Annotated in this window: 30 protein-coding genes; 21 read left to right on the top strand and 9 right to left on the bottom strand. The window is 69.5% G+C overall.

What is annotated here, in order from left to right:
• Positions 1–8: 8 nt before the first annotated feature.
• From ASD21_RS01735 to ASD21_RS01720, 4 genes are all read left to right on the top strand, one after another.
• Positions 9–371, top strand: a complete 363-nt coding sequence (locus ASD21_RS01735) for a DUF983 domain-containing protein (protein WP_056435783.1) — start codon at positions 9–11, stop codon at positions 369–371.
• Complete coding sequence (locus tag ASD21_RS01730) at positions 364–1,068, top strand: SURF1 family protein (RefSeq protein WP_056435780.1); 705 nt, start codon at positions 364–366, stop codon at positions 1,066–1,068. The genes ASD21_RS01735 and ASD21_RS01730 overlap by 8 nt, the downstream gene beginning before the upstream one ends.
• On the top strand, positions 1,068–2,471 hold the full coding sequence (gene thrC, locus ASD21_RS01725; RefSeq protein ID WP_056435777.1) for a threonine synthase: 1,404 nt from the start codon (positions 1,068–1,070) through the stop codon (positions 2,469–2,471). The genes ASD21_RS01730 and thrC overlap by 1 nt, the downstream gene beginning before the upstream one ends.
• Positions 2,472–2,620: 149 nt before the next feature.
• On the top strand, positions 2,621–3,883 hold the full coding sequence (locus ASD21_RS01720) for a M16 family metallopeptidase (protein ID WP_056435774.1): 1,263 nt from the start codon (positions 2,621–2,623) through the stop codon (positions 3,881–3,883).
• A gap of 35 nt (positions 3,884–3,918) precedes the next feature.
• Here the strand turns inward: ASD21_RS01720 and ASD21_RS01715 are convergent, their stop codons facing one another.
• Complete coding sequence (locus ASD21_RS01715) at positions 3,919–4,344, bottom strand: DUF1493 family protein (RefSeq protein WP_082554587.1); 426 nt, start codon at positions 4,342–4,344, stop codon at positions 3,919–3,921.
• Between the two features lie 447 nt (positions 4,345–4,791).
• Here ASD21_RS01715 and ASD21_RS01710 point away from each other — a divergent pair, with 447 nt between their 5' ends.
• The 3 genes from ASD21_RS01710 (at position 4,792) to ASD21_RS01700 (ending at position 7,823) form a co-directional block, all read left to right on the top strand.
• Positions 4,792–5,433 carry a hypothetical protein gene (locus ASD21_RS01710; protein ID WP_056435768.1) on the top strand — a complete coding sequence of 214 codons (642 nt, stop codon included), beginning with the start codon at positions 4,792–4,794 and terminating at the stop codon, positions 5,431–5,433.
• A gap of 102 nt (positions 5,434–5,535) precedes the next feature.
• The gene (locus ASD21_RS01705) at positions 5,536–6,114 is read left to right on the top strand and encodes a GNAT family N-acetyltransferase (protein ID WP_056435765.1); all 579 of its coding nucleotides are present in this window, start codon (positions 5,536–5,538) and stop codon (positions 6,112–6,114) included.
• Between the two features lie 41 nt (positions 6,115–6,155).
• Positions 6,156–7,823 (top strand): putative bifunctional diguanylate cyclase/phosphodiesterase, encoded by a 1,668-nt coding sequence (locus ASD21_RS01700; protein ID WP_056435762.1) that lies wholly within the window; start codon positions 6,156–6,158, stop codon positions 7,821–7,823.
• Between the two features lie 73 nt (positions 7,824–7,896).
• Here ASD21_RS01700 and ASD21_RS01695 read toward each other — a convergent pair whose 3' ends face one another.
• Complete coding sequence (locus tag ASD21_RS01695) at positions 7,897–8,691, bottom strand: DUF1311 domain-containing protein (RefSeq protein WP_056435757.1); 795 nt, start codon at positions 8,689–8,691, stop codon at positions 7,897–7,899.
• A gap of 163 nt (positions 8,692–8,854) precedes the next feature.
• Positions 8,855–9,439 (bottom strand): YqgE/AlgH family protein, encoded by a 585-nt coding sequence (locus ASD21_RS01690; protein ID WP_056435754.1) that lies wholly within the window; start codon positions 9,437–9,439, stop codon positions 8,855–8,857.
• Between the two features lie 120 nt (positions 9,440–9,559).
• On the opposite strand from ASD21_RS01690, the gene ASD21_RS01685 reads away from it, so the two are divergent.
• Positions 9,560–10,042: a peroxiredoxin gene (locus tag ASD21_RS01685; protein WP_056435751.1), complete on the top strand. Its 483-nt coding sequence runs from the start codon at positions 9,560–9,562 to the stop codon at positions 10,040–10,042.
• A gap of 183 nt (positions 10,043–10,225) precedes the next feature.
• Here ASD21_RS01685 and ASD21_RS01680 read toward each other — a convergent pair whose 3' ends face one another.
• On the bottom strand, positions 10,226–11,971 hold the full coding sequence (locus ASD21_RS01680; protein ID WP_056435747.1) for an acyl-CoA dehydrogenase: 1,746 nt from the start codon (positions 11,969–11,971) through the stop codon (positions 10,226–10,228).
• A gap of 172 nt (positions 11,972–12,143) precedes the next feature.
• Between ASD21_RS01680 and ASD21_RS01675 the strand changes: the two genes are divergently transcribed.
• The 4 genes from ASD21_RS01675 to ASD21_RS01660 are packed head-to-tail and all read left to right on the top strand — an operon-like array spanning position 12,144 to position 15,416.
• On the top strand, positions 12,144–12,761 hold the full coding sequence (locus ASD21_RS01675; protein ID WP_056435744.1) for a YceI family protein: 618 nt from the start codon (positions 12,144–12,146) through the stop codon (positions 12,759–12,761).
• Positions 12,762–12,811: 50 nt separating this feature from the next.
• A complete protein-coding gene (locus ASD21_RS01670) occupies positions 12,812–14,185 on the top strand; it encodes a YceI family protein (protein WP_082554586.1) in 1,374 nt (457 codons plus the stop codon).
• Positions 14,116–15,093 (top strand): L-threonylcarbamoyladenylate synthase, encoded by a 978-nt coding sequence (locus ASD21_RS01665; RefSeq protein ID WP_056435741.1) that lies wholly within the window; start codon positions 14,116–14,118, stop codon positions 15,091–15,093. The genes ASD21_RS01670 and ASD21_RS01665 overlap by 70 nt, the downstream gene beginning before the upstream one ends.
• Positions 15,094–15,098: 5 nt before the next feature.
• Positions 15,099–15,416 (top strand): hypothetical protein, encoded by a 318-nt coding sequence (locus tag ASD21_RS01660; protein WP_056435739.1) that lies wholly within the window; start codon positions 15,099–15,101, stop codon positions 15,414–15,416.
• A 160-nt stretch (positions 15,417–15,576) separates the two neighbouring features.
• Here the strand turns inward: ASD21_RS01660 and ASD21_RS01655 are convergent, their stop codons facing one another.
• Entirely contained in the window at positions 15,577–15,972 is a 396-nt protein-coding gene (locus tag ASD21_RS01655; RefSeq protein ID WP_056435736.1) for a type II toxin-antitoxin system VapC family toxin, read from the bottom strand.
• A complete protein-coding gene (locus ASD21_RS01650; RefSeq protein ID WP_235523748.1) occupies positions 15,969–16,247 on the bottom strand; it encodes a type II toxin-antitoxin system VapB family antitoxin in 279 nt (92 codons plus the stop codon). Before ASD21_RS01650 ends, ASD21_RS01655 begins: the two co-directional genes overlap by 4 nt.
• A 67-nt stretch (positions 16,248–16,314) precedes the next feature.
• Here ASD21_RS01650 and ASD21_RS01645 point away from each other — a divergent pair, with 67 nt between their 5' ends.
• Positions 16,315–17,724: an FAD-binding oxidoreductase gene (locus tag ASD21_RS01645; protein ID WP_056435731.1), complete on the top strand. Its 1,410-nt coding sequence runs from the start codon at positions 16,315–16,317 to the stop codon at positions 17,722–17,724.
• A gap of 147 nt (positions 17,725–17,871) precedes the next feature.
• Here ASD21_RS01645 and ASD21_RS01640 read toward each other — a convergent pair whose 3' ends face one another.
• Positions 17,872–18,198 carry a hypothetical protein gene (locus ASD21_RS01640; RefSeq protein WP_056436296.1) on the bottom strand — a complete coding sequence of 109 codons (327 nt, stop codon included), beginning with the start codon at positions 18,196–18,198 and terminating at the stop codon, positions 17,872–17,874.
• A 105-nt stretch (positions 18,199–18,303) separates the two neighbouring features.
• Between ASD21_RS01640 and yaaA the strand changes: the two genes are divergently transcribed.
• The 7 genes from yaaA to ASD21_RS01610 all read left to right on the top strand — a co-directional run bounded on the left by yaaA (position 18,304) and on the right by ASD21_RS01610 (position 23,999).
• Positions 18,304–19,071 carry a peroxide stress protein YaaA gene (gene yaaA / locus ASD21_RS01635; RefSeq protein WP_056435728.1) on the top strand — a complete coding sequence of 256 codons (768 nt, stop codon included), beginning with the start codon at positions 18,304–18,306 and terminating at the stop codon, positions 19,069–19,071.
• Positions 19,072–19,168: 97 nt separating this feature from the next.
• On the top strand, positions 19,169–19,966 hold the full coding sequence (locus tag ASD21_RS01630) for a 3-hydroxybutyrate dehydrogenase (RefSeq protein ID WP_056436293.1): 798 nt from the start codon (positions 19,169–19,171) through the stop codon (positions 19,964–19,966).
• A gap of 101 nt (positions 19,967–20,067) precedes the next feature.
• On the top strand, positions 20,068–21,129 hold the full coding sequence (locus ASD21_RS01625) for a patatin-like phospholipase family protein (RefSeq protein ID WP_056435725.1): 1,062 nt from the start codon (positions 20,068–20,070) through the stop codon (positions 21,127–21,129).
• Positions 21,130–21,206: 77 nt separating this feature from the next.
• Complete coding sequence (locus ASD21_RS01620) at positions 21,207–21,659, top strand: NUDIX hydrolase (RefSeq protein ID WP_056435722.1); 453 nt, start codon at positions 21,207–21,209, stop codon at positions 21,657–21,659.
• Between the two features lie 248 nt (positions 21,660–21,907).
• Complete coding sequence (locus tag ASD21_RS01615) at positions 21,908–22,690, top strand: SDR family NAD(P)-dependent oxidoreductase (RefSeq protein WP_056435720.1); 783 nt, start codon at positions 21,908–21,910, stop codon at positions 22,688–22,690.
• 131 nt (positions 22,691–22,821) lie between these two features.
• Positions 22,822–22,959 carry a hypothetical protein gene (locus ASD21_RS24400; protein ID WP_200941382.1) on the top strand — a complete coding sequence of 46 codons (138 nt, stop codon included), beginning with the start codon at positions 22,822–22,824 and terminating at the stop codon, positions 22,957–22,959.
• A 74-nt stretch (positions 22,960–23,033) separates the two neighbouring features.
• A complete protein-coding gene (locus ASD21_RS01610) occupies positions 23,034–23,999 on the top strand; it encodes an NAD(P)H-dependent flavin oxidoreductase (RefSeq protein ID WP_056435717.1) in 966 nt (321 codons plus the stop codon).
• A gap of 5 nt (positions 24,000–24,004) precedes the next feature.
• On the opposite strand, the gene ASD21_RS01605 is transcribed toward ASD21_RS01610, so the two are convergent.
• On the bottom strand, positions 24,005–24,757 hold the full coding sequence (locus tag ASD21_RS01605; protein WP_056435714.1) for a Crp/Fnr family transcriptional regulator: 753 nt from the start codon (positions 24,755–24,757) through the stop codon (positions 24,005–24,007).
• 158 nt (positions 24,758–24,915) lie between these two features.
• Here ASD21_RS01605 and ASD21_RS01600 point away from each other — a divergent pair, with 158 nt between their 5' ends.
• On the top strand, positions 24,916–25,464 hold the full coding sequence (locus ASD21_RS01600) for a hypothetical protein (RefSeq protein ID WP_056435711.1): 549 nt from the start codon (positions 24,916–24,918) through the stop codon (positions 25,462–25,464).
• A gap of 159 nt (positions 25,465–25,623) precedes the next feature.
• Here the strand turns inward: ASD21_RS01600 and ASD21_RS01595 are convergent, their stop codons facing one another.
• On the bottom strand, positions 25,624–25,833 hold the full coding sequence (locus ASD21_RS01595) for a hypothetical protein (protein WP_056435708.1): 210 nt from the start codon (positions 25,831–25,833) through the stop codon (positions 25,624–25,626).
• Positions 25,834–25,905: the final 72 nt, after the last annotated feature.

The raw sequence follows: 25,905 nt of genomic DNA, 5'->3' as shown, positions 1-25,905 counted from the left end.
CTCCGTCCATGGCCCACGTGAACCCCTACCTCGCCGGCGCGACCGGCCATTGCCCGCGCTGCGGCGAGGGGATGCTGTTCGACGGATTCCTGAAGGTCAGCCGAACCTGCGAGGCCTGCGGCTTCGACCTGGGGGCCCACGAGACCGGCGACGGGGCCGCCACCTTCGTGATCCTGATCGCCGGCTTCCTGTGCGCCTTCGGGGCGCTGTTTTCGATGTTCGCCTTCAACTGGCCGGTGTGGCTGCTGCTGGTGGTCTGGCTGCCGGTGACCCTGGTCCTGTGCCTGGGGATGATGCGGCCGGCCAAGGGCCTGATGGTCGCCGCCCACATCGCCAACAACGCCTCCGAGGCCGGCCGCGACGATGTCTGACGCTTCCTTACGGCAGGACGGGGGCCCGAAGGACCGCCGCTTCCCCATCGGCCTGACCATCGCCACCCTGATCGCCCTTGGCATCCTGTGCGGCCTGGGCGTCTGGCAGGTGAAGCGCCTGGCCTGGAAGGAAGACCTGCTGGCCAGGATCGAGGTGCTGAAGACGGCTCCCGCCCAACCGCTGGCCGCCGTCATGGCTCGCGCCGAGAAGGGCGAGGACGTGGCTTGGACCCGCGTCGCCGTCGATTGCGCGCCCGACAAGGCCGAGACCCTGCCGCTGGTCTATGGCGTGCGCGACGGCGACATCGTCTGGCGCGCCACGGCGATCTGCCGAACCTCGGCCGCGGGCTATGGCGCGATCCTGCTGGACCTGGGCGTGGTCAAGGCCCTGACCGGCCAGTCGACCCCGGCGCCCGTCAGCCTGGCCGTGCCCGCCCAGGCCGTCGGCGTGCTGATGGCCCCCAAGCAATTGGGCGGTGACCGCGCCGCGACGGTGGCCCGCTTCGCCGCCGACAAGCCCGCGCCCTACATCCTGATGGTCGAGACCGCGACGCCCATCCCGCCCGGCGTCACCCCCGCGCCGCTTCCGGCAGAAATTTCCAATCGGCACCTGGAATACGCTCTGACGTGGTTCGGTCTTGCCGTAACCCTGCTGTTTATCTATGCCGCCATGCTCTGGCGGAAGATGAGATCCTGATGCGTTACGTCTCGACCCGGGGCGAGTCCCCCTCGATCGGTTTCCTGGACGCGGTCCTGGCCGGCCTCGCGCCCGACGGCGGCCTCTACGTGCCCGAGCGCTGGCCGACCTTCAGCCCCGAAGAGATCGCCGCCTTCGCCGGCCAGCCCTACGCCCAGGTCGCCGCCACGGTGATCGGCAAGTTCGTCGGCGACGACCTGCCCGCCGAGGACCTGGCCGAGATGTGCGAGGAGGCCTACGCCTCCTTCGCCCACGCCGCCGTCGCGCCGCTGAAGCAGCTGGCTCCCGGCCGCCACCTGCTGGAGCTGTTCCACGGCCCGACCCTGGCGTTCAAGGACGTGGCGATGCAGCTGCTGGGGCGGCTGTACGACTACGTGCTGTCGCGCCAGTCGCGGACCATGACCATCATCTGCGCCACCTCGGGCGACACCGGCGGCGCGGCCGTCGAGGCCTTCCGAGGCCGCTCGCACGCCCGTATCGTCGCGCTGTTCCCGGAAGGCCGGATCAGCGAGGTCCAGCGCCGGTTCATGACCACGGCGACCGACAAGAACGTCGCCTGCGTCTCGATCCAGGGCTCGTTCGACGACTGCCAGGCCATCGTCAAGCAGGCCTTCTCGGACGACCAGTTCCGCCACGCCGTCGACCTGTCGGGCGTCAACTCGATCAACTGGGCGCGGATCGCCGCCCAGACCGTCTATTTCTTCACCGCCGCCGTCGCCCTGGGCGCGCCGGCCCGCAAGGTCGCCTTCGTGGTGCCCACCGGCAATTTCGGCGACGCCTACGCCGCCTATGTCGCCACCCGCATGGGCCTGCCGATCGCCAGGATCGTGGCCGCCACCAACTCCAACGACATCCTGGCCCGCGCCTTCGAGGACGGCCGCTACGCGCGCGGCGCCGTGGCCGCCACCCAGAGCCCGGCCATGGACATCCAGGTCGCTTCCAACTTCGAGCGGCTGTATTTCGAGGCCGTCGGCCGCGACGGGGTCGAGACCGGCCGCGCCTTCCGGGCCTTCGCCGGGACCGGCATGCTCGACATCCCCCCCAGCGCCCACGCCAAGATGCGCGAGCTGTTCCAGGGCGCGTCGGTCAGCGAGGCCGACACCGCCAAGACCATCCTGTCGACCCTGAACGAGACCGGCGAGGTCATCGACCCGCACACCGCCGTCGGCGTCGCCGCCGCCAATGTGCTGCGCCTGGCCGATCCGTCGACCCCGGTCGTGGTGCTGTCCACCGCCCACCCGGCCAAGTTCCCCGAGGCCGTCGCGGCCGCCGCCGGCGTCACCCCGACCACCCCGCGCGCCACGCCGGACCTCTCGAAGAAGCCCGAAAAGTTCGACCGCCTGCCGGCCGACGCCGAGACCGTGAAGGCCTTCGTGCGGGTGTTCGCCTCAGCGGGTTCGTGATACGGGGCGTGTCTGCTCCTCACCCGCGCAGCGGGGGAGGTGGCGCGATGCGCAGCATCGTGACGGAGGGGGCGTCCTGCCCCGTCCCGCGCCCCCTCCGTCCGCTTCGCGGCCACCTCCCCCGTTTCACGGGGGAGGAGAAAGACTGAATGACCACCATCCTCCACACCCTCGAAAACGGCGTCCGCGTCGTCCATGACCCGATGCCGGGCCTGGAGACCATCGCCCTGTCCGTCGTCGCCGGCCGCGGCGCGGCTTACGAGGACCCGGCGCGGTCGGGCTGGTCGCACCTGCTCGAGCACATGGTGTTCAAGGGCGCCGGCCAGCGCAGCTCGCGCGACATCGTCGAGGTGATCGAGGCGCAGGGCGGCCAGATCAACGCCGCCACCGGCTATGAGCGCACCAGCTTCCAGGTCCGCGCCCTGAAGGGCGGGTTGGACCTGGGCATGAGCGTGCTCGGCGACCTGGTCCTGCGCCCCACCCTCGACGAGGGCGACCTGACCCGCGAGAAGCAGGTGGTGGCCCAGGAGATCGCCGAGGCCGCCGACGCCCCCGACGACTACGTGTTCGACCTGGTCCAGGCCGCCGCCTGGGGCGACCATCCGCTGGCCCGGCCGATCCTGGGCACGGTCGACACCGTCAACGCCGCGACGCCCGAGGGGCTGTCGCACTGGCGCGGCCAGCTCTATGCCGCCGACCGGCTGATCGTCAGCGCCAGCGGCGCGGTCGAGCTGGACGAGGTTCTGGACCTGGCCCGCCGGGAGTTCGGCGCGATGCCCGCCGCCGGCGGGGCCGCCAATTTCGCGGCCCCTGAGTTCATCGGCGGCCGCAAGAGCCAGGCCCGCAAGCTGGAGCAGGCGCAGCTGGTGTTCATGCTGCCGGCCGTCAGCGCCCGCCAGGACGACTATTTCGCCCTGCGGATCTTCGCCGAGGCTCTGGGCGGGGGGATGTCGTCGCGGCTGTTCCAGGAGGCCCGCGAGAAGCGGGGGCTGGCCTACAATATCGACGCCTATGCCGACACCTACGCCGACGCCGGGGCCCTGGGGGTCTATGCCGGCTGCGCGGCCGGCGACGCGGCCGAGACCGCCAAGGTCTGCGCCGAGCAGATCGCCCTGCTGGCCGCCCGCATCGAGGACGCCGAGCTGGCCCGCGCCAAGGCCCAGCTGAAGGCCCACATGTTCATGGCCCGCGAGCAGCCCCTGTCGCGCGCCGAGCAGGCGGCCGGCCAGGCCCTGATGTTCGACCGCCTCTACACGCCCGCCGAGCTGGCCCAGGCGGTCGACGCGGTGTCGGTGGAAGACCTGCAGCGGCTGGGCCGCATGATCCTGGGTCCCGGCAAGGCCGCCAGCGCGATCCTCGGCGCCAAGGCGGCGTTGAAGGCGGGCGAGGTGTTCGAGAAGGCGCTGGGGTAGCGGCAGGGGCTGACTGCTGATGTCCGGTCAGACCCTTAGCTGACAAAACGCCGCCAAACCCAAAGCGCTAGCAGGAATAGCGGCACGACAACGAGCGCTTGGTTCAGCCGGATATCCCAGCGCACACTCTGCAGTCTGTGGGTCGGGTATTGCAGCGGCCACTGCTTCGTTCGTATGGCTTCAGCCAAGATGTCGGGCGTGATCGCGATGCGCTCCACCCTCTGGTCGGGTGATCGGAAGAACAAGCTGCCGGTATTCACTCGCTCCTCGGCGTGGTGGAAGTACCAACGGTAACCGCTCATATCGACGGAAAATCGATTGGCGAACGCCTCGATGAATTCGAAGGCATCGTCACCCTCGATACCAAGCTGGCCAAACACATCAGCGTCGTCTGGTGGGCAGCGATCTTCATTCCAGAAGGCTTGGAAGAAGGCGTCGAGTTCTGAACGGGTGGGGCTCACGCGGCGAAGCTATCGCAAATCCACCGAGCTGCAACGTCTGCTCACCACCCATCCCGGACATCTGAAACGTCCGCTTGGCGCAGGTCTGCATCCGCCCCGGATGCGGCCACGCCTTAAAGCCTTGGTGGATCGGAGCTCTGTCGTCTGGCCGTGTCAATGACGACGCGGAGCGTCGCCGCGTCGCGGCCGCCAGAGGCGGTCATTGACACGGCCAGACGACAGAGCAGGCTCGCCATCAAGGTTTCAAGGCGCGGCCTCGCCGCTGCGGGCGGACATTTGACGCCTACTCAGCCCGTCATCCTGGGAACAAGTCCGAGGGAGGTCGGCGGCCGACCACGGCCAAGCTCTCGCAAAAAGTGCAACATGCAATCTTTACTTGTGCTTCAGTAACATCGGGACTTGAATGCCGCTCACGGGCGGGGCGCGCGGCCCCCGGGGAGCGATGACATGACTGGACGCTGGATCACGGTGAGCCTCGTCGCGCTGGCGCTGGCCGGCTGCCACAAGAAGGAGGCGGCCAAGCCGCCGCCCCCGAAGGTCGAAACCCCGGCGCCGCCGACGGCTCCCGCGGTGGTCCCCGCGACGCCGCCCGCCGAGTCAACGACGACCACATCGACGACACCTCCGCCGACGCCCGAGCCCGTCGTCGAAACCCCCGTGGCCCCCACCCCCGCGACCGAGCCGACTCCGCCGAAGCCCGCCGGGGTTCGGCCGCCGATCCGGATCGTTCCGTCGGCCGGCCTCGGCAAGACGCCGATGGTCATCAAGAAGACCCAGCTCCAGCTCGCGGCGGAGACCAATGTCCTGGGCGCCTGGGTGCAGCAAGACAAGAAGACCTCGATCCTGCGGTTCACGCCCAGCGGCTGGGTCTCGCTGGAGAAAGGCAACCAGGTCATCAACGGCAAGTGGACGGCCAACAGCGCCGGCGCGATCAACTTCACCCTGCCGGTTCCCGGGGGCGAGGCCAAGCTCGTCGCCCACTACGCCGACACCAAGGCCACCGGCCGTTACATCGTGGTCATTCCCAATCAGGACGGCCCGCAGATCTGGCCGGGCTACGGCCAGCTGATCTTCAGCCCGCAAAAGTAGGTCGTGACGCCCTGACGGCCTTTCCGTCCGACGTCGGGCGGAAAGCCCCCTTGCCTAGAGGCGCGCCACGCTCAAAGGTGCGGCCTCTCGCAGGGTTCTCGCTTGACCGTCTTCCTACGCCTCTTCCAGACCGATCCCGGCCCGCGCATCGAGCGCGAGAAGGTCTTCCTGCGTCTGCCCAGGCTGCACGACTACAAGCCGTGGGCCGAGCTGCGCGCCCAGTCGGCGGCGTTCCTCAAGCCCTGGGAGCCGACCTGGCCCGAGGACGACCTGACGCGCGCCGCCTTCCGCGCCCGGCTCAACGCCTACGCCCGCGAACTGGAGACGGGGGAGGCGTTTCCGTTCTTCATGTTCCGCCGCGACGACGGGGCGCTGATCGGCGGGGTGCGGCTGTTCCACATCCGGCGCGGGGTCGCCCAGTGCGGGGTGATGGGCTACTGGATCGGCCAGCCCTACGCCCGCCAGGGCTACATGCAGGACGGGGTCCGGGCGGCGATCGACTTCGCGTTCGGCGAACTGGCGCTGCACCGGCTGGAAGCGGCCTGCATGCCGGAAAACGAGCCTTCGGCCGCCGTTTTGCTGAAATCGGGGTTCAGCGAAGAGGGATATGCCCCCGCTTATCTGAAAATTAACGGCGAGTGGCGAGATCATCGCCTGTTCGGGATGGTCGCGCCAGAATAGCGCGGACCCGGACACAGCGCCTTCGGGCGCGGGATCAGGGCATGTCGTTCAAGATCAGTCAGCGACGCGTATGGGACGCCACGGCCACGCTGGAGGCCTTGGGCGCCGCCGAAGTCGTCTTGTGGCTCTGGGAGCCCGAGTCCGACCGACTGCGCGTCAACGGCGCGGCGCGCGCCTTGGGCCTGGGACCGCTGGCCCCCGACTGCTCCTCCGCCGCCTTCCGCGCCCTGACCCTGCCGCAGGACCGCGCCCAGGCCGAAGACATCCTCAAGGTTCGCCCGCCGGGCAGCGAGATCGTCGCCCGCCTGCGCATGCGCAACGGCGAAATCTGCATCTGGCGCGGGACCTGGCTTGAAGACGGGGTGCGCGCCGCCGGCGTCATCGCCCCCGAGGTCAAGTTCGCCGCCTCCGAGCGCGACACCCTGACCGGCCTGCTGGACCGCAAGAGCTTCATCGCCCAGGCCCGCGAGCGGCTGGGCAAGAGCGGCGTGCATGAGCTGGTGGTCGCCGACGTCGACCGCCTGCGCCGCCTGAACGAGGCCCTGGGCCACGAGCGCGCCGACCTGGTGCTGGCCGCCCTGGGCTCGCGCCTGGCCGCCGCCTTCCCATCAGAGGCCCTGCTGGGCCGGATCGGCGAGGACGAGTTCGCGGTGCTGTGCGATCCGTCCGGCTTCGAGCCCGCCGAACTGCTGCGCAACGCCTTGGAGCAGCCCCTGCGGGTGGCCGGCTTCGACATCCACCCGACCCTGTCGATCGGCGCCGTATCGGCCGAGGGCGGCGAGGACGCCCCCGAGGCGGCCGAACTGCTGCGCCGCGCCGAACTGGCCGTCGAGGCGGCCGGTTCCGTGGGCCGCGGCGGCGCCGCCGCCTATGGCCGCTCGATGGAGACCGACGGCCTGTCGCGCCTGGCCCTGGAGGCCGACCTGCGCGGGGCCATCGGCCGGGGCGAGATCACCCCCTTCTTCCAGCCCGTGGTGCGGCTGTCGACCGGCGCCCTGTCGGGCTTCGAGGCTCTGGCCCGCTGGATCCACCCCCGTCGCGGCATGCTGCCGCCCGACGAGTTCCTCCCGCTGGTGGAGGAGATGGGCCTGATGAGCGAGCTGGGCGAGCACATGATGCGCACCTCGGCCCGGCAGCTGGCCGCCTGGCGCGCCTCGCACCCGGCCGTCGGCGCTCTGACCGTCAGCGTCAACCTGTCGACCGGCGAGATCGATCGTCCGGGCCTGGTCCACGACGTGCGTCAGGTGCTCAAGGAGCACGACCTGCCGCGCGGCGCCCTGAAGCTGGAAGTCACCGAAAGCGACATCATGCGCGATCCCGAGCGGGCCGCGATGATCCTCAAGACGCTGCGCGAAGCCGGCGCCGGCCTGGCGCTGGACGACTTCGGCACCGGCTTCTCGTCGCTGTCCTACCTGACGCGCCTGCCGTTCGACACGCTGAAGATCGACCGCTACTTCGTGCGGACCATGGGCAGCAACGCCGGCTCGGCCAAGATCGTCCGCTCGGTGGTCAAGCTGGGCCAGGACCTGGACCTGGAAGTCGTCGCCGAGGGCGTCGAGAACGCCGAAATGGCCCGCGCCCTGCAATCGCTGGGTTGCGACTACGGCCAGGGCTTCGGCTATGCGCCGGCCCTGTCGCCGCAGGAGGCCGAGGTCTATCTGAACGAGGCCTATGTCGACGGCGCCGCGCCGGTGAAGGCCCGGGGCTAGGGCGCCAACCCACCGCCCGTCATCCTCGAACTTGTTCCGAGGACCCCTCGCGCCGCCGCGCGGATGAATCCGGCTAGGTCGCGGCCTCTCCGTCTGACGCCTTCCCAGCTGATGCAGGGGTCCTCGGAACAAGTCCGAGGATGACGGGCTTGGAGGGCGGGGTTTGAGTCTGACCCACGGATCCAGCCCGCAGCTCCAGCGCGACCGCGAAGCTGCGCAGCTGGCTTTCGCGCTGCTGGTAGGCGACCAGCAGGTCCTCGGGCGACGACTGGGCCATCACGTCCCGCGTGGCCAGCCAGCGGGCCTGGGAGCGCCCCAGAGCCGCCGGCGAGACCCCGGCCGCCAGCACCGCCTCATAGGCCGCCCCCATCCGCTGCTCGGCTTCGCGCAGGGCCGGGTCGATGCAGGTCATCTGGGCCGCCAGGGTCGGGGCGTCGCGGCAGCCGGCCGCGTCCTCCGGCGGCGAGGCGTCGGCCAGGGGCGTGGCGACCACGGGCGCGCCGACGGCGGTCGGCAGGGCCCCCCAAGTCTCCGGATGGGCCACGGGGCGGGAGTCCGTGGACAGGACGATCTTCAGGCCGCGCCGGGCGTCGGCCGCGGCGACCGCCAGGGGCGTTTCGGGAGGCGGCACCTGGAACACCAGCGGCCGAGGCGCGGGCTCGACGGGTTCGCTTCCCATCAGCAGCCACAGGCCCCAGACGCCCAGCGGCATGGCGATCATCCCCAGCAGTATGTTTCCGCCGAGCGGTCGCCTGGGAGGCGGCATCACGCCGTAGCGGCGCTGGCCCCAGGTTTCGGGCGGCGGGTTGTCGTTGTCCCGGGCCGCCCAGTTGTCGTTCGTTGGCGATGTGAGACGCAGGTAAGCCATGCCACTGTCCTGACCACACGTCACGCATGTATGCGCGAGCCGGGTCCCCCGTGACGGCTTGAAAAAGCAACAGCGTGACTATGGCGGAATATAACCGCTACAAGCGCGCAGTATAATACAGGTTAACCCCAGGTTTTCACCGGGTGATTGCGGGGTCGTCTACTCAAGCTCTACCGGCTTGGGACGACAGATGATCAGCGGTGATTCCGATCTTGGCCAAGGCCATGGTCCATTTGTTGTCGTAGTCATCGCCGAATAGCAAGGCTTCGTCGGCGTCGCAGATCAGCCAGACGTTGTCCCGCAGTTCCTGCTCCAACTGGCCGGGACCCCAGCCGGAATAGCCCAGGGCCAGGATGGCGTGGCGCGGCCGGCGGATCTTGCTGCCCAAGGCGTCCAGCGCGTCGCGTGTCACGGTCAGGGCCAGGCCGTCGGCCACCGGCACCGTGGAGTCGGGCGAGACATAGTCGTCGGTGTGCAGCACGAAGCCGCGTTCGCGCTCGACGGGACCGCCCAGCATCACCAGGTCGCCGCCGGCTTCGATCTCCGGCGCGACGCCCAGATTGTTGAGCAGTTCGAACAGGGTCAGGCCCTCGACCGGCCGGTTGACCGCCAGGCCCATGGCCTGCTCGGCGTCGTGGGCGCACACATACAGCACGGCGCGCTCGAAGCGCGGATCCTCGATGCCGGGCATGGCCACCAGCATCTGTCCGGCGAGGAAGGCTCCCTGATCCGTGCGATGTGAGTCCATCTTATGAGGATCGGATCGGAACGCGTCGGTTTCAAGTCTAACCTTCCCTTGGCGATCCGCTCCGGGGCCTTTATCTCCGTTGCGCGCTTTCAACGAACACGCAGAGCAGGAACACCGCACATGGCGATCAAGGTTGGCGACAAGCTTCCTTCGGCGACTTTCATGACCAGCACGGCCGAGGGCCCGGCCCCGGTCACGACCGACGATCTGTTCAAGGGCAAGACGGTCGCCCTGTTCGCCGTCCCGGGCGCCTTCACCCCCACCTGCTCGGCCAAGCACCTGCCGGGCTTCAAGGAAAAGGCCGCCGACCTGAAGGCCAAGGGCGTCGACACGATCGCCTGCGTCTCGGTCAACGACCTGTTCGTGATGAAGGCCTGGGGCGCCGACCAGGGCATCACCGACGAAGTGCTGCTGCTGGCCGACGGCAACGGCGAGTTCACCCGGGCCATCGGCCTGGAGTTCGATGGCAGCAAGTTCGGCATGGGCCTGCGCTCGCAGCGCTATTCGCTGATCGCCAAGGACGGGGTGGTCGAGACCCTGAACGTCGAAGAGGGCGGGGAATTCAAGGTCTCGTCGGCCGACTACATGCTGGGTCAGCTGTAGGGGCCTTCGAGCTTCCGACATGGGAAGGGCGGCTTCGCGAGGAGCCGCCCTTTTTCGTCGCGGCGAACACTTGCCCCCTACGGGTCGCTTCGCGACCGTCTTCCCCCAGAAGGGGAAGAGGAAGACGCGTCTCCTCCGCCCCCTCGCCGCGACAGGCCGGCGAAGCGGTCAGTTGGGGGCAAGTCAGTGTGCGCCAAGCATCTCCGGCGTCACGCTCTCCAGATCCGCCGAGCCGCCCGTCACCGCCGCGACCTGCCCGGGCACGGTCGCCAGCACGTTCTCGCCATAGACCCGGGCCAGGGCCAAGCGCAGGCCCGCGGGCTCGGCCAGCGCCCCCTTGGCCAGCATCCAGCCGCCGACCGTGTCACCCAGCAGCTTCAGATAGGCCGTGGCCCCCGACAGGGCGTCGGGCATGGCGCGGGCCCGGCGTTCGATCAGCCAGGCGGTGGCCGAGCCGACCGCGTCCAACGCCGCCTTGAAGCGCAGGGCCACGCCGCCCAGCGCGCCGCCGGCCGTCTCCAGGGCCTCCTGGGTGTCGCGCATGTCGTCCATCAGGTCGCCGATCGCCTGGCCTTCCGCTAGACCCAGCTTGCGGCCGATCAGGTCGATGGCCTGGATGCCGTTGGCGCCCTCGTAGATCGGGGCGATGCGGGCGTCGCGATAGTGCTGGGCCGCGCCGGTCTCCTCGATGAAGCCCATGCCGCCGTGCACCTGCACGCCCTGCGAGGCGACCTCGACGCCGATATCCGTGGACCAGGCCTTGGCGATCGGGGTCAGCAACTCCTCGCGCAGCTTGGCGGCGCCGCGCTCTTCCTCGGTCGCCGCGTGGGTGGAGAGGTCGGCGGCCACGGCGGTCGACAGGCAGATCCCCCGGGCCGCCTCGATCTTGGCCTTCATCAGCACCAGGGTCTTGCGGATGTCCGGATGGTCGTAGAGGCGCGAGGGCTGGGCGCCGGTCCAGGCCGAACGGCCCTGGGCGCGCTCCAGCGAGAAGTCCAGCGCCTGCTGGTAGGCCCGCTCGGCGATGGCCACGCCCTGGGCGCCGACCTGCAGGCGCGCGGCGTTCATCATCGTGAACATGTGGGCCAGGCCCTGGCCCAGCCCGCCGACCAGCTCGGCCCTGGCGCCCTCGTACAGCATCACGCAGGTGGGCGAGCCGTGGATGCCCAGCTTGTGCTCCAGCCCGCCGACCCGCAGGGCGTTGGCCGCGCCCAGGCCGCCGCTCTCTTCGACCATGAGCTTGGGGGCCAGGAACAGCGAGATGCCCTTCACGCCGGGCGGGGCGTCGGGCGTGCGGGCCAGCACCAGGTGCAGGATGTTGTCGGCGGCGTCGTGGTCGCCCCAGGTGATGAAGATCTTCTGGCCCGACAGGGTGTAGCCGCCGTCGCCGTCCGGCGTGGCCATCGTGGTCAGGGCGCCCAGGTCCGAGCCGGCCTGGGGCTCGGTCAGGTTCATGGTGCCGGTCCACTCGCCCGACACCAGCTTGGGCAGGTAGAGGGCCTTCTGGCGCTCGGTCCCGTGGTGGTCCAGGGCCTCGATGGCCCCCAGGCTCAGCATCGGACACAGGCCGAAGGCCATGTTGGCGGCCTGGACCATCTCCATCACCGCCACCTCCAGGGTCTTGGGCAGGCCCTGGCCGCCGTGCTCGGGAGCGGCCGCCAGGCTGGTCCAGCCGCCTTCCGCGAACTGGCGATAGGCCTCGGCGAAGCCGGGCGCGGCGCGGACCACGCCGTTTTCCAGTTTGGCGCCGACCAGGTCGCCGGCCCGGTTGAGCGGAGCCAGGACCTCGCTGGCGAACACCCCGGCGGCCTGCAGCACGGCCTCCACGGTGTCGGCGTCGGCCTCCGGGAACGCGGCGGCCAGGCGGTCGAAGCCGGCCACGTGTTTCAGGGCGAAGGCGAGATCGCGGACGGGGGCGCGGTAGGTCATGGGACAGGTCCGATCGGGCGGCGGGCTCAGGTGAACTTCGTTTAGATGCTGCGGCGCGGGGTGCAAAGCCGAACCGATCACGGCTTCGTGAAGGGCGGTCCCTTCATCGCGGGGCCAAGCTTCCTAAGTTGGGGGTTCAGCAACTGCTGCTATTACAGTTTGGAGCCTCCTCATGAACCGCCGCCTTGCCTCCGCCCTCCTGGTTGGGGCCCTTCTGGCCGCGCCCGTCGCCGTCCTGCCGGCCGTGGCGTCCGCCCAGGCCGTCACCGATCCGGCCGCGGCTCCGGCCGGGACCTGGACGATCGACAAGCGCCACACCAGCGTGACCATGAAGGTCCGCCACTTCGGCGCCTCGAAATACACCTTCCGCTTCGCGCAGGGCGCGGTCGACGCCGCCTACGACTACAATCCGGCCAAGCCGCTGGACACCAAGATCTCGGTGACCATCGACGCCACGGCCGTCGATACGGGCCTGCCCGACTTCAACAAGGAAATCGGCACGGATCCGAAGTTCTTCAACGGCGCCCAGTATCCGAAGATCACCTTCGTCTCGACCAAGGTCGAGCCGGGCAAGCTGACCGGCGATCTGACCTTCCGCGGCGTGACCAAGCCGGTGACCCTGGACGTGGTCTATGACGGCTACGCCAAGACCCCGTTCGGCTCGCAGATCATGGGCTTCTCGGCCACCGGCAAGATCAAGCGCTCGGACTTCGGCCTCACCCACCTGGTGCCGATGGTGGGCGACGATGTCGACCTGCTGATCGAGATCGAGTTCAATCCGAAGAAGTAAGATCGTCCGCCTTAGGACGAACGAGACCCTAGTTTGAGACGAGGACGACCATGACCGCCGAGACGCCTATCGAAACCGCCTCGGCGGCGGGTCCTTCGCACCAACGCAAGAGACCCTCTGCTCGCTACACCGGGGTGGCGATCGCCCTGCACTGGCTGATCGCCGCCGCCATCCTGTTCCAGGTCATCCTGGGCTGGCGGATGGGCGACGAGCCCAAGGGGCCGGCCACCTACGCCATCTTCCAACTACACAAATCGATCGGCATCACGATCCTGCTGCTCAGCCTGACGCGTCTGGCCTGGCGGCTGTTCCACAAGCCGCCGCCGCATCCGGTGGGCCAGCCGCGCTGGGAGGTCATCGCCTCGCAAGTGGTCCATGTTGCGTTCTATGTGATCATGATCGGCCTGCCGATCACCGGCTGGATCATGGTGTCGGCCAGCAAGCTGAACATCCCGACCCTGCTGTACGGGACCATCCCGTGGCCGCACCTGCCGTTCCTGCCCGAGCTGGCCCCCGGGCCGAAGCACCTGTGGCACGAGATCGGCGAGACCGGCCACGGCCTGCTGGTCAAGCTGACCTACGGCCTGCTGGCCCTGCACCTGGGCGCGGTGGCCAAGCACCAGATCCTCGATCGCGACGAGGTCTTGAACCACATGGCCCCGGGCGCCCGGCCGGGCTGGCTGGAGCCGCGCGCCTGGCTGGCCGCCGTCGGCCTGATCGCCATGGTCGCCGCCGGCTACGCCTACCGGCCGACGGTCAAGCACGCCGCTCCGGCGCCCGCCGCCCCCGCCGACCTCGCCGACGCCCAGGCCGGAACGCCCAGCGCCGAGCCCGCCGCTCCGGCCGAGGCCGCCAGCGGCGCGCCCGCGCCGATCGCGGCTCCGGCCGCCGCCGCCCCTCCGGCGCAACCGGACAATCCTCTGAAGGACCCCGTCGCCTGGACCGTGGCCAAGAGCTCGACCCTGGGCTTCTCGGCCACCTGGGCCGGCGACGCGATCGACGGCCAGTTCAAGCGCTGGACCGCCGACATCCTGTTCTCGCCCGACGCCCTGGACCGCTCCAAGCTGACCGTCGGCATCGACATGACCTCGGCCGCCACCGGCGACGACCAGCGCGACGCCAGCCTGCCCAGCGACGATTTCTTCGCCGCCGCCGCCCATCCCAAGGCCACCTTCACCGCCAGCAAGTTCCGCAAGACCGGCGAGGGCAGGTTCGTCGCCGACGGGACGCTGGACCTGCGCGGCGTCAAGAAGCCGGTCAGCCTGCCCTTCAGCCTGAAGATCGACGGCGACACGGCCACGGCGCGCGGTGTAACCACCCTGGACCGGACGGCGTTCGGGGTTGGACAGGGCGAATGGGCGTCTACGGATCAGATCGGCGGCAAGGTGAAGGTCAGCTTCGCCATCACGGCCAAGCGGAAGTAGCCGCCGCCGCGAAGGCGCTCGCCGACGGCGGCCTGGTGCTGCTGCCCACCGAGACCGTCTACGGCCTGGGCGCCGACGCCTCGAACCCCGCGGCCGTGGCCGCCATCTTCGAGGCCAAGGGCCGCCCGCGCTTCAATCCGCTGATCGCCCACGTCCATGACGCCGAGACGGCGGCGCGCATCGCCGCCCTCGACGATCGCGCCCTGGCCCTGGCCGCCGCCTTCTGGCCGGGCCCGCTGACCATCGTCGCGCCGGTTCGTGACACCGCCGCCGTCTGCGACCTGGCCCGGGCCGGGCTGGACACCGTGGCCATCCGCGTGCCCGGCCATCCGCTGTCGCGCGCCGTGCTGGCGGCGTTCGGCGGGCCGGTGGTCGCGCCCTCGGCCAACCGCTCGGGCCGGCCCAGCCCCACCACCTTCGACGACGCCGTGGCCGAGACCGGCGACAAGGCCGCCGTCGCCCTGGACGGCGGGCCCTGCGCGGTCGGGTTGGAGAGCACCGTCGTCGCCGTGCTCGACGGTCCCGTCCGCCTGCTGCGCCCCGGCGCGGTGACCCGCGCCCAGCTGGAAGCCGTGGTCGGTCCGTTGGCCGAAGCCGACAACGACGCCAGGCGCTCGCCTGGCCGCCTGGCCCTGCACTACGCGCCCGACGCGCCCGTGCGCATCGAGGCGGCGGCGCCCGAACCCGGCGAGGCGTTTCTGGCGTTTGGGGATTGGCCGGCGGGGGAGGGCGTGTTCAACCTCAGCCCCTCGGGCGATCTGGCCGAGGCGGCGGCCAACCTGTTCGCGTTCCTGCGCGCCGCCGACCGCGCCAAGCCCGCCGGCATCGCCGTCGCGCCGATCCCCGACGAAGGTTTGGGCGAGGCGATCAATGACCGGCTGCGGCGCGCGGCCGGGTTCATAGGATAGAGCCGATGAAATTCCGCATCATGTATCTCGAGGACAAGTCCAAGGGGCTGAACGGTCCGGCGCGGATCGGACGCGTCAGGTTCTCCAAGACCGGCGAAACCCTCTACTACGGCGGCCGTACGTTCGAGGCGCTGCGGAATTCGGGGCTGAAAGCCAACTTCAGCGATACCGAAACCGGTCAGCCTTTCTGGATCGCCAAGGCGCGCAAGGCCGGCGACGACCGCCTCTACAAGGGCGCGGGCGAACCCCCGGTGATCGACGACGACGTGCGCGAGGAATACTGGCGCGACGTTCGGGGCATGCCGGACCCGGCTGCGGGGTAGGCTCTGTAGACGGCAAGGAGGCGAGCGCCTGCGGGCCGCCCTCGTCCTTCGACAAGCTCAGGATGAGGGCTGCTGCTGCGGCGTCGGCGTTCGAATTCCTCATCCTGAGCTTGTCGAAGGACGGGGAATTCGCGCCGTGACGCCGAGCGGCCCACAGCGTCTAATCGAGCGCCGAGCGCACGTCCGTCAGCGGAAAGTCATCGCCTTTGTAAAGCAGCGGCGCGTCCAGCGACTTGGCCAGGGCGTAGGCGAAGCAGTCGGCGAGGTTCAGCTTCGCGGGGTGCCGCCCCTTGCCAAATTTCAGATAGGCGTCGAGGGCGGCGGCCTCGATCGCCGGCTCCCGCGCGATCTGGACACGATAGTCCGCGAGCCAGGCGTCGATCGCGTCGCGCGAGGTGAATAGGCCGTGCGTGGTCAGCACCACGCCCGCCTCGACGTAGTTCATGGGCGAGATCAGGTTTTCGTCGGCGGCTTCCAACTGCTCGATGAACGAGTCGCATTCCGGTTCCTCGGTCGCGATCGCTACGAGGGCCGAGGTGTCGACGACGAGTCTCATTCGTCGTCGACACCCGGGATGGCGTTGAGCGCGTCGAAGTCGGCCTTGGTGATGGGCGGGATGAGGCCGGCGCGCGCTTCCGGCGTCAGGTACTTCCAGGTGATGGCGCGCATCTCCGCGACGCTGCGCGGCTTGTGCTTCGGCGGCGTTGCGCGCTTGGCCTCGAGCCGCTCCTTCACCGCGATTTCCACGGCGGTGGTCAGGCTCTCGCCGGTCAGTTCGGCCAGTTCGCGGACAGCGCGCTCGGCCTCCGGGTTCTTGATCAGGATGCCCATCGGCGCCTCCGTATAGCCCGCAGTATATACTGACAGCACGGTATCCAGAAGCGTATCCTCCGCGACCATGACCAAGCCCGTTCCCGCTGATGTCGTCTCCCGCCTCAAGGCCGTGCTCGGCGAGGGCGGGTGGAGCCAGGATCCCGACCGGCTGGCGCCCAAGCTGCGGGAGTGGCGCGGGCGGTGGTCCGGCCAGACCCCACTGCTGGCCCTGCCGCGCTCGACGGATCAGGTCGCCGCGGTGGTCGGCATCTGCGCGGCCGAAGGCGTGGCGATCACCCCGCAGGGCGGCAACACCGGCCTGGTCGCCGGCCAGATCCCGCAGGGCGAGATCCTTCTCTCGACCGAAAAGCTGACTGTAGTGCGGGACGTCGACGCCTTCGACGACGTCATGGTGCTGGAGGCCGGGGTCACCCTGGCCAAGGCCCACGAGGTGGCCCTGAGCGTCAATCGCCGCTTCCCGCTGAGCCTGGCCTCGGAAGGCTCGTGCACGATCGGCGGCCTGGCTTCGACCAACGCCGGCGGCACGGCGGTGCTGCGCTATGGCGTCATGCGCGAGCAGATCCTGGGGATCGAGGCGGTGCTGCCCAATGGCGAGGTCTGGAACGGTCTGAAGCGGCTGCGCAAGGACAACACCGGCTATGACCTCAAGCACCTGCTGATCGGGGCCGAGGGCACGCTGGGGATCATCACCGCCGCCAGCCTGAAGCTCTATCCGCTGCTGGCCTCGCGCTGCGTGGCCGTCGCCGCCGTCGCCACGCCGCATGACGCCATCGCCCTGCTGGCCAGGGCCAAGGACGAGACCGGCGGCGCGGTCGAGGCCTTCGAGCTGATGAGCCGCTTGGGTGTCGCTTTCGCGCTTAAGCACATACCGGGCCTGCGCGAGCCGCTGGAGGCGGTGCATCCCTGGTACGTGCTGATCGAGACCGCCTCGGGCGAGCCCGGCGCGGCCGAGGCGGCCATGGAGCGGCTGCTGGCCGGCGCGCTGGAGACCGGCCTGATCCAGGACGCCGCGATCGCCCAGACGCAAGCCCAGGCCCACGCCTTCTGGGCGGTGCGCGAGAACCAGTCCGGCGGCCAGAAGCCCGAGGGGGCGGCCTGGAAGCACGATGTCTCGGTGCCGGTGTCCAAGGTGGCCGACTTCATCGACCAGGCCACCGCGGCGGTCGAGGCCCGGTGGCCGGGCGTGCGGGTGGTGGCCTTCGGCCATGTCGGCGACGGCAACGTCCACTACGACGTGCTGCGGGCCGACGGCGCGGCGGACGACCCGCACGACGCCCTGCGCGACGAGGGCGCTCGGATCGTCCACGACATCGTCGCTTCGATGAACGGCTCGATCAGCGCCGAGCACGGCCTGGGGGCGATGAAGTCGGTCGAGGCCCTGCGCTACAAGGGCGCCGTCGAGGTCGAGGCCCTGCGCGCCGTCCGCGCGGCCCTGGACCCCAAGCGGATCATGAACCCGCGCGTGCTGTTCTAATTTTTCCGCTCATCCCGGCGAAGGCCGGGACCCAGATGGAATGGCTTTGGGGTGAGTTCCTGAAGCTCAGAGCTAATCCAGCCCAACACACCGCTATGGGATCTGGGTCCCGGCCTTCGCCGGGATGAGCGGATTAAAAAAGACGGTCTAATCCGTCTCCTGGCGCCGTTTCGCCGCCGCCGCTTGGGCGCGCCGGACGCTCAGGCAGACGAAGATCGAGGCCAGGGCCCCGATCGGGAATGTCGCCTTGTAGAAGCCCGGCTGCTGGCCGGGGCCGAGCAGGTTGATCGCCGCCGGCACGAAGCCCCACATCCCGTCCGACGCTCGCATCCAGAACGCCCCGACCCCGACGAAGCACAGCACCGCCCAGGCGATGCGCCATTTCAGGCCCGGGGTGCGGATCACCAGGAACAGGGCGACGAACATCACCAGAGGGCAGGTCAGGGCGGCCAGGAGGCCAAGGATCTGGGGCATGGTCGGGCGGTCCGGCGAAAGGGGCGGCAACATCGCGGCGCGCGGCGCCCTTGTCCAGTCCGACCGCACTAGCCGTGGCCGCTCCGAGGCTCTATCTGCACCGCCATGCTGATGGTCATCTCCCCCGCCAAGTCGCTGGACTTCACCGCGCCCGATCAGGTGCTGCCGCTCACCACGCCCGAGCTGAAGCCGCAGATCGCCGAGCTGGCCAAGGTGACGCGCAAGCTGACCGCGGCCGACCTGCGTCGCCTGATGCACATCTCCGAGAAGCTGGCCGACCTGAATTACCAGCGCTTTCAGGCCTTCGACGCCCAGGTCGAGGACGGCCTGCAGGCGGTCATCGCCTTCAACGGCGACGTCTATGCCGGCCTCAACGCCCGTGAACTGGACCGCCCGGCGCTGGACTGGGCCCAGGACCACCTGCGGATCCTGTCGGGCCTCTATGGCCTGCTGCGTCCGCTGGACGCCCTGCAGGCCTATCGCCTGGAGATGGGCACGCGGCTGAAGACCAAGAGGGGCTCGAACCTCTACGACTTCTGGGGCGAGACCATCGCCAAGACCCTGAACGCCGCGGCCAAGGACCACGCCGACCCCACCCTGGTGAACCTGGCCAGCCAGGAATATTTCGGGGCCGTCGACGCCAAGGCCCTGAAGCTGCCGACCGTCACCTGCCACTTCAAGGAAGAGAAGGGCAATACGCTGAGGGTGCTGGGCTTCTTCGCCAAGAAGGCCCGCGTCCGCATGGCCCGCTTCGCCGTCGACAACCGCATCGACAAGGCCGCCGACCTCAGGGCCTTCGACCTGGACGGCTACAAATATCGCGCCGACCTTTCCACGCCGGCCGACTGGGTTTTCGCTCGCCTCCAGCCATAATTTCATCTAACGATGAATTTATAAGCACTCGCCCATCGCAAGGGCGAGCTATATGCTGCGCTGCAGCATGATGGGCGTTGAGCGCAGGGAGATGCCGATGGCCGTGGATTTCGGTTTGCAGGGGCAGGTCGCGATCGTGACCGGCTCGACCAGCGGCATCGGTCACGCCATGGCCGACGCGCTCGCGGCCCAGGGCGTCAACATCGTCCTCAACGGCCTGGGCGAAATGACCGCCATCGAGAAGACCCGCGCGGAACTGGCCGAAAAACACGGGGTCGAGGTGCTCTACAACGGCGCCGACATGACCAAGCCCGGCCAGATCGCCGAGATGGTCAAGGCGGCCAAGGCCGAGTTCGGCGAACTGGACATCCTGATCAACAACGCCGGCGTCCAGCACGTGGCCCCGATCGAGGACTTCCCGATCGACCAGTGGGACCTGATCATCGCCATCAACCTGTCGTCGGCCTTCCACGCCACCCGCGCGGCCGTGCCGATCATGAAGGAGCAGGGGCGCGGACGGATCGTCAACATCGCCTCGGCCCACGGCCTGGTGGCCTCGCCGTTCAAGGCCGCCTATGTCGCCGCCAAGCACGGGATCCTCGGCCTGACCAAGACCGTCGCCCTGGAGACCGCCACCTTCGGGATCACCTGCAACGCCATCTGCCCCGGCTTCGTGAAGACCCCGCTGGTCGAGGCCCAGATCGTCGACCAGGCCAAGGCCCGGGGGATCTCGGAAGAGGCTGTGATGAAGGACGTGATCCTGGCGGCCCAGCCGACCAAGCAGTTCGTCACCTTCGACCAGCTGAACGGCATGCTGCTGTACCTGGTCTCCGACGCCGGGGCCTCGGCCAACGGCTCGGCCTTCAGCATCGACGGCGGCTGGACGGCGCAGTAACTGGGGACATGCCCTCGCGGCGTGTCCCCACGGGCGGGCGCGGCGCTTTCCGATGGGGACACGCCGCGAGGGCATGTCCCCGACCGTAAGACGGAGTCCGCATGCCGATCGGTCCGTTCAAGAAGAAGTCCTCCGGCCCAAAGCCGATCACCCTGGCCCTGCAGGGCGGCGGCTCGCACGGGGCGTTCGAGTGGGGGGTGCTGGACCGCCTGCTCGAGCAGCAGGACATCGAGATCTCGGCGGTGACCGCCGCCTCGGCCGGGGCGATGAACGCCGTGTGCCTGGCCCAGGGCCTGCTGGACGGCGGGCGGGACGGGGCCAAGATCCGGCTCGAACGCTTCTGGAAACAGGTCAACCGCAACGGCGGCCGCAACGTGTTCGGCGACACCAGCATCTGGACCACCGCCTTCGCCGGCGGAACCGACTGGATCAAGAACAGCCCCGGCTGGCGGCTGGCCGAGACCTTCGCCCTGTCGATGAGCCCCTACGAGTTCAACCCGTTCAACCTGAACCCGCTGCACGACGCCCTGGAAGGCGAGATCGACTTCAAGGCTCTGCGCGAGCGCTCGCCGATCAAGCTGTACATCGCCGCCACCCAGGTGCGGACCAGCAAGTCCAAGGTGTTCCGCGAGACCGAGCTGACCGCCCGCCACATCATGGCCAGCGCCTGCCTGCCCCAGGTGTTCCAGGCCGTCGAGATCGACGGCGAGCCCTATTGGGACGGCGGCTTTCTCGCGAATCCGCCGCTGTGGCCGCTGTTCTACGACGACACCCCCGACGACATCCTGCTGGTCAGCCTCAACCCGTTCGTCCGCGAGGAGACGCCCAGGACGCCGGGCGAGATCATGGACCGGCTGAACGAGATCACCTTCAACGCCGCCCTGGCCAGCGAGCTGCGGGCCATCGGCTTCGTGCAGAAGCTGCTGGACGAGGGCCTGCTGAAGGACAACGCCCGCGGCCGTTATCGCAAGATGCTGATGCACGCCATCACCGCCGACAAGGCCCTGGCCGACCTGTCGCTGGGCAGCAAGTTCGACACCGAGTGGACCTTCCTGACCAACCTGCGCGAGCGCGGGCGCAAGGCGGCCGACGACTGGCTGGGCCATTGCCTGACCCAGGTGGGAGTCAGCTCCAGCCTGGACCTCCGGAACGGGTTTCCGTGATGAACGTGATGGGGACAGGCGCATGCGCCTATCCCCGGTCGCTTGACGCGGCCCGAACCGAGCGTATCTGACGCGCCATGGTTTCCGCTTCCGCCGTCCAGCCCGCCGTCTCCGCGTTTCCCGTCCCCACCGTCGGCGTCATCTGCCTGCGCGGCGACCAGGTGCTGCTGATCAAGCGCGGCACCCCGCCGCGCCTGGGCCAGTGGAGCCTGCCCGGCGGCCGCCTGGAGCGCGGCGAGACCACGGTCGTGGCGGCCCTGCGCGAGCTGGCCGAGGAGACGGGCGTCGAAGCCGAGCTGCTGGGCCTGGTCGACGTGGTCGACGGCCTGTTCACCTCGCGCGAGACCGGCGCGACCACCCGCCACTACGTGATGATCGACTACGCCGCCCGTTGGATCTCCGGCGAACCCGTGGCCGGCGACGACGCGGCCGAGGCCCGGTTCGTATCGCTGGACGAGGCCCTGGCCATGGTCGAGTGGGACGTGACGCGCCAGGTGATCACCGAGACGTTCGCGCGGTTCGGGTCGTAGGGGAGCGTAGGCGGCTCACCCCCTTGCCCCCACCTGACCGCTTCGCGGTCTGTCCGCCCCCATAGGGGGCGGAGGGCGCACGCGTCCGCGCGGCTCCTCTTCCCCCTGCGGGGGAAGACGGTCGCGAAGCGACCCGTAGGGGGCAAGTGTTCACCGGCGGAGCCCTTGACGTTTGGCCTCACAACCGTTCCCCTCAAACAAACGTTCGGACGCTCCGCGCCCGAGCAAACGTTCGGGAGCGACACGCCATGGCCTACAAACCCTTCGACCTGACCGGCCGCGTGGCCCTGGTGACCGGCGGCAATCGCGGCATCGGCCTGGGCATGGCCGGCGCCCTGGCCCAGGCCGGGGCCGACATCGTCATCTGGGGCTCCAACGCCGAACGCAACCAGGCCGCCGAGATCGAACTGCTCAAGCACGGGACCCGGGTGAAGGCCCAGGTGCTCGACGTCTCGCAGGAAGACCAGGTCCGCGAGGGCATGGAGGAAGCCGTGGCCGCCATGGGCCGGGTCGACAGCGTGTTCGCCAACGCCGGGGTCGGCTACGGCGCGCCCAGCTTCGTGGAGATGAAGACCGAGACCTATCGCAAGACCCTGGCGGTCAATCTGGACGGGGTGTTCTTCACCTTTCGCGAGGCCTGCCGCCACATGGTCGAGCGGGCCAAGGGCGGCGATCCGGGCGGCTCGATCGTCGGCGTCGCCTCGCTGGCCGCCATCGAGGGCGCGGCCCGCAATCAGGCCTACGCGGCCACCAAGGGGGCGGTGATCTCGATGATGAAGTCCGTCGCCGTCGAGCACGCCCGCTACGGGGTGCGGGCCAACGCCATCCTGCCCGGCTGGATCGCCACCGACATGACCCAGGGCGCCCAGGACAATCCCGCCTTCGCCGAGAAGGTCATTCCCCGCGTGCCGGCCCGGCGCTGGGGCGAGCCCGCCGACTTCGGCGGCATCGCCGTCTATCTGGCCTCGGACGCCTCGAGCTATCACTCGGGCGACACCTTCGTGATCGACGGGGCCTATTCGATCTTCTGATGAAAGCTGGACGCTAGGGTCCACGAATTCCCTTTGGAAACAAGGGGCTTGCGGAACCATCGGGCTGATGAGAAGCTTTCCCTGTCGACAGCCTGGGCATCAGATCCGGGCGTCGCCAGAGGAAACGACAGATGACCCCGCAAGACATCGTGGGCCTGACCCCGCCCCGGGGCGTGCTGGCCCTGATCGCGATGATCCTGACCTCGATGGCGGCCTGCTTCTGGACGTCGGAAGCCGAGGCCCAGCCGGACGTCCTGCGCCGGGATTGAGGCCTGCCCTCGCGGCACGCTTTGCATCACCCGAAACCGCGCCCATCCTCCCGGAAAAGACGGGAGGAAGTCCAATGACCCTGCACACTCCGCTGTGCGACCTGCTCGGCGTCGAGCATCCGATCCTGCTGGCCGGCATGGGCGGAGTGTCCTACGCGCCGCTGGCGGCGGCGGTCTCCAACGCCGGCGGCTACGGCGTGCTGGGCATGGCCGGGACCAGTCCCGACTTCATCCGCCTGCAGATGGCCCAGGTCCGCGACCTGACCGACAAGCCGTTCGGCGTCGACCTGCTGGCCGCCACGCCCGACGCCCTGACGGCCTCGGTCGACGCGATCATCGACGGCGGGGCCAGCTCCTTCGTCGCCGGCCTGGGCGTGCCCCTGCCGATCATCGAACGGCTGAAGGGGGCGGGGCTGAAGGTCATGGTCGTCTGCGGGGCCGTGAAGCACGCGGTCAAGGCTCAGCAGGCCGGCTGCGACGCGGTGATCTGCCAGGGCGGCGAGGGCGGCGGCCACACCGGCCTGGTCGGCACCCTGCCGCTGGTCGCCCAGGCGGTGGACGCGGTCGACATCCCGGTGATCGCGGCCGGCGGTCTGTACGACGGACGCGGCCTGGCGGCGGCCCTGGCCCTGGGCGCCCAGGGCGTCTGGATGGGCACAAGATTCATCGCCTCCACCGAGGCCCATGCCGGCGACCTCTATCGCCAGGCGGTGCTGGAGGCCGCCGACGAGGACACCGTCCGCACGCGGTCCTATTCCGGCAAGCCGATGCGGGTGCGCAAGAACGCCTGGGTCGACGACTGGGAGGCGCGGCCGGCCGACATCCAGCCGTTCCCGCAACAGGCCATCGCCTCGATCCAGGCCGGGGCCATGGGCGGCATCGGCGGCCAGATCGAGGGCTTGGACCCCGACCGGTCCTGCTTCGCCATGGGCCAGAGCGCCGGCGGGATCCGCGACGTGCTGCCGGCGGGAGAGATCGTGCGCCGGATCATGAGCGAGGCGGAGGCGGCGGTCGGAAGGGTGGCGGCTTTAAGGGGCTAGCGCCTCTAGACCTTCACCTCCGGCAGCATCCGCTGGAAGTGCGCCTCGACCTGGGCGTGACACTCGCAGGCCCGGCGCTCCAGGCGCGGCTGGTCGAGGATCTCGATCCGTCCGCGGCCGGTGCGGATCAGCCCTTCGTCCTGCAGGGCCTTGGCCACGGCGGTGACCGTGGTGCGCTGCACGCCCAGCATGTCGGCCAGGGTCTCCTGGGTCAGGCGGATGGTGGCGTCGTTGGCCCGGTCATGGGTCGACAGCAGCCAGCGGCACATGCGCTGGTCGATGCTGTGCAGGGCGTTGCAGGCCGAGGACTGCATCATCTGGGCCAGCAGGACGTCGGCATAGCGGGCGAACAGGTCGGCCAGGGCCGGCGAGCGCAGCTTGGCCTCTTCCAACCTGTTGGTCGGGATGCTGAGGGCGGCGCCGGGGATGCGGACCACGGCCCGGCCGTAGGCGGGCTTGAAGCCGGCGCTGACGATGCCGCCGATGGCGCCCTCGCGGCCGATCGAGGCGACCTCGATCTCGTCGCCGTCGCGGGTGACCACCAGCAGCGAGGCCATGGTCGAATAGCAGGGCAGGACGGTGTTGACGACGTCCTCGCCGGCTTCGAACAGGGTCTGGCCGGTGGCCAGGGTGATCGAGGAAAGGTGCGGCGTCAGCATCGCCAGGTCGCTGGGCCGCAAGGCGGCCAGCAGGCGGTTGCCCGCGCAACCCGGCGGCGGCGCCGCGGCCACGACGGTCATTTCAGCGGTGTCGGCCATGTTCGCCTCCTGGAGGACAGCCAAGCTTCTTCCCTAACAAAGCGCATGACGGGGCGATCAGTTTCCTGCCGACCAGCTTCCAGTCGGCCAGTTTCCGGTCGACGGCGGGCGGGTTCCGAGTCACCGTCCGGCGAAGCTTGGCTCTGGGGGGAGACATCATGCGGGACCGCGCCGTCATCCGACATCGGCTGAGCCAGTACAGCGCCCTGTGGCTGGGCGGCTTCCTGCTGGTGCTGATCATCGCCGCCGGGGCCAGCCTGGTGGCGGGGCTCGACCTGATCGACGTGGCCGACCTGGTCCTGCCGGTCGCCTTCGTCCTGCTGGGCGGCGCCATGGCGTTCGGAGTCGGGGCCACGGCGGTGTCGCGGGCCGGCCTGGCGACCAAGAGCCTGGTGACGGTCCTGGGCCTTCTGCTGCTGCTGCCGCTGCTGTGGGCGCCGGTCCTGGCGGTGCTGGTGACGGCGGCGATCGGCGGGGTGGTGATCGAATATTCCACCGCCTATGCCGGGTTCCGGATCGCCGTCAGCCAGTTGATCTATCCACTGGTCTCGCTGTTCACCGAAAGCCCGCTGGCCACGGCGGTGTGGGCGATCTTCCAAGTCGTTGCGTCGGTGATCGGTTTCCTGGCCTCGATGGTCCAGGTCTGGAAGGCGGCGCGGGGCTTTCTGTACGGCGGCGGCGACGATGGGGACGTGGAAACGGCTTAGCTGTTTGCCCTCCAGCCCGTCATCCTCGGACTTGTTCCGAGGACCCCTCTGTCCGCCGGTTTGCCGGGTAGGGATGGTCCGCGAGCTCACCGCTTCACGGATCTGCATTCTTCGCGGCTGAAGCAGGGGTCCTCGGAACAAGTCCGAGGATGACGGGGATCAACTCAGCAGCGTCGGCTGATGCAGCTGGCCCATGTCGTCCTGCAGGTGCATGCGGACCGGAAGGCCCACGCCCGTGACCTGTTCGGCCAGGCGACGGGCCGCGCTCTCGGCCTGCCGGCGGGTGGCGTAGGCGCCGACCCGAAGCTGGTCGCCGATGATGGCCCAGGTTTCGCCGACGCGGACTACACCGTAATGCACTTCAGCCATGACGACCTCCCTGCGCGTGTTGTTCCCCACGTTATCCACAGGGTCGCTCCAAACCGTGGCCTTCGCAAGGCC

It is taken from the genome of Caulobacter sp. Root1455 (genome assembly GCF_001426905.1).
GTDB lineage: Bacteria > Pseudomonadota > Alphaproteobacteria > Caulobacterales > Caulobacteraceae > Caulobacter.
The sequence above is the reverse complement of the archived record's forward strand: the minus strand, read 5'-3'. Positions and strand labels throughout refer to the sequence as shown.

Coding starts and splice junctions, on each gene's coding strand:
- ASD21_RS01735 (WP_056435783.1), top strand. CDS start 9: ATGGCCCACGTGAACCCCTACCTCGCCGGCGCGACCGGCCATTGCCCG.
- ASD21_RS01730 (WP_056435780.1), top strand. CDS start 364: ATGTCTGACGCTTCCTTACGGCAGGACGGGGGCCCGAAGGACCGCCGC.
- thrC (WP_056435777.1), top strand. CDS start 1,068: ATGCGTTACGTCTCGACCCGGGGCGAGTCCCCCTCGATCGGTTTCCTG.
- ASD21_RS01720 (WP_056435774.1), top strand. CDS start 2,621: ATGACCACCATCCTCCACACCCTCGAAAACGGCGTCCGCGTCGTCCAT.
- ASD21_RS01710 (WP_056435768.1), top strand. CDS start 4,792: ATGACTGGACGCTGGATCACGGTGAGCCTCGTCGCGCTGGCGCTGGCC.
- ASD21_RS01700 (WP_056435762.1), top strand. CDS start 6,156: ATGTCGTTCAAGATCAGTCAGCGACGCGTATGGGACGCCACGGCCACG.
- ASD21_RS01695 (WP_056435757.1), bottom strand. CDS start 8,691: ATGGCTTACCTGCGTCTCACATCGCCAACGAACGACAACTGGGCGGCC.
- ASD21_RS01690 (WP_056435754.1), bottom strand. CDS start 9,439: ATGGACTCACATCGCACGGATCAGGGAGCCTTCCTCGCCGGACAGATG.
- ASD21_RS01685 (WP_056435751.1), top strand. CDS start 9,560: ATGGCGATCAAGGTTGGCGACAAGCTTCCTTCGGCGACTTTCATGACC.
- ASD21_RS01680 (WP_056435747.1), bottom strand. CDS start 11,971: ATGACCTACCGCGCCCCCGTCCGCGATCTCGCCTTCGCCCTGAAACAC.
- ASD21_RS01675 (WP_056435744.1), top strand. CDS start 12,144: ATGAACCGCCGCCTTGCCTCCGCCCTCCTGGTTGGGGCCCTTCTGGCC.
- ASD21_RS01670 (WP_082554586.1), top strand. CDS start 12,812: ATGACCGCCGAGACGCCTATCGAAACCGCCTCGGCGGCGGGTCCTTCG.
- ASD21_RS01665 (WP_056435741.1), top strand. CDS start 14,116: ATGGGCGTCTACGGATCAGATCGGCGGCAAGGTGAAGGTCAGCTTCGC.
- ASD21_RS01660 (WP_056435739.1), top strand. CDS start 15,099: ATGAAATTCCGCATCATGTATCTCGAGGACAAGTCCAAGGGGCTGAAC.
- ASD21_RS01655 (WP_056435736.1), bottom strand. CDS start 15,972: ATGAGACTCGTCGTCGACACCTCGGCCCTCGTAGCGATCGCGACCGAG.
- ASD21_RS01650 (WP_235523748.1), bottom strand. CDS start 16,247: ATGGGCATCCTGATCAAGAACCCGGAGGCCGAGCGCGCTGTCCGCGAA.
- ASD21_RS01645 (WP_056435731.1), top strand. CDS start 16,315: ATGACCAAGCCCGTTCCCGCTGATGTCGTCTCCCGCCTCAAGGCCGTG.
- ASD21_RS01640 (WP_056436296.1), bottom strand. CDS start 18,198: ATGCCCCAGATCCTTGGCCTCCTGGCCGCCCTGACCTGCCCTCTGGTG.
- yaaA (WP_056435728.1), top strand. CDS start 18,304: ATGCTGATGGTCATCTCCCCCGCCAAGTCGCTGGACTTCACCGCGCCC.
- ASD21_RS01630 (WP_056436293.1), top strand. CDS start 19,169: ATGGCCGTGGATTTCGGTTTGCAGGGGCAGGTCGCGATCGTGACCGGC.
- ASD21_RS01625 (WP_056435725.1), top strand. CDS start 20,068: ATGCCGATCGGTCCGTTCAAGAAGAAGTCCTCCGGCCCAAAGCCGATC.
- ASD21_RS01620 (WP_056435722.1), top strand. CDS start 21,207: ATGGTTTCCGCTTCCGCCGTCCAGCCCGCCGTCTCCGCGTTTCCCGTC.
- ASD21_RS01615 (WP_056435720.1), top strand. CDS start 21,908: ATGGCCTACAAACCCTTCGACCTGACCGGCCGCGTGGCCCTGGTGACC.
- ASD21_RS24400 (WP_200941382.1), top strand. CDS start 22,822: ATGACCCCGCAAGACATCGTGGGCCTGACCCCGCCCCGGGGCGTGCTG.
- ASD21_RS01610 (WP_056435717.1), top strand. CDS start 23,034: ATGACCCTGCACACTCCGCTGTGCGACCTGCTCGGCGTCGAGCATCCG.
- ASD21_RS01605 (WP_056435714.1), bottom strand. CDS start 24,757: ATGGCCGACACCGCTGAAATGACCGTCGTGGCCGCGGCGCCGCCGCCG.
- ASD21_RS01600 (WP_056435711.1), top strand. CDS start 24,916: ATGCGGGACCGCGCCGTCATCCGACATCGGCTGAGCCAGTACAGCGCC.
- ASD21_RS01595 (WP_056435708.1), bottom strand. CDS start 25,833: ATGGCTGAAGTGCATTACGGTGTAGTCCGCGTCGGCGAAACCTGGGCC.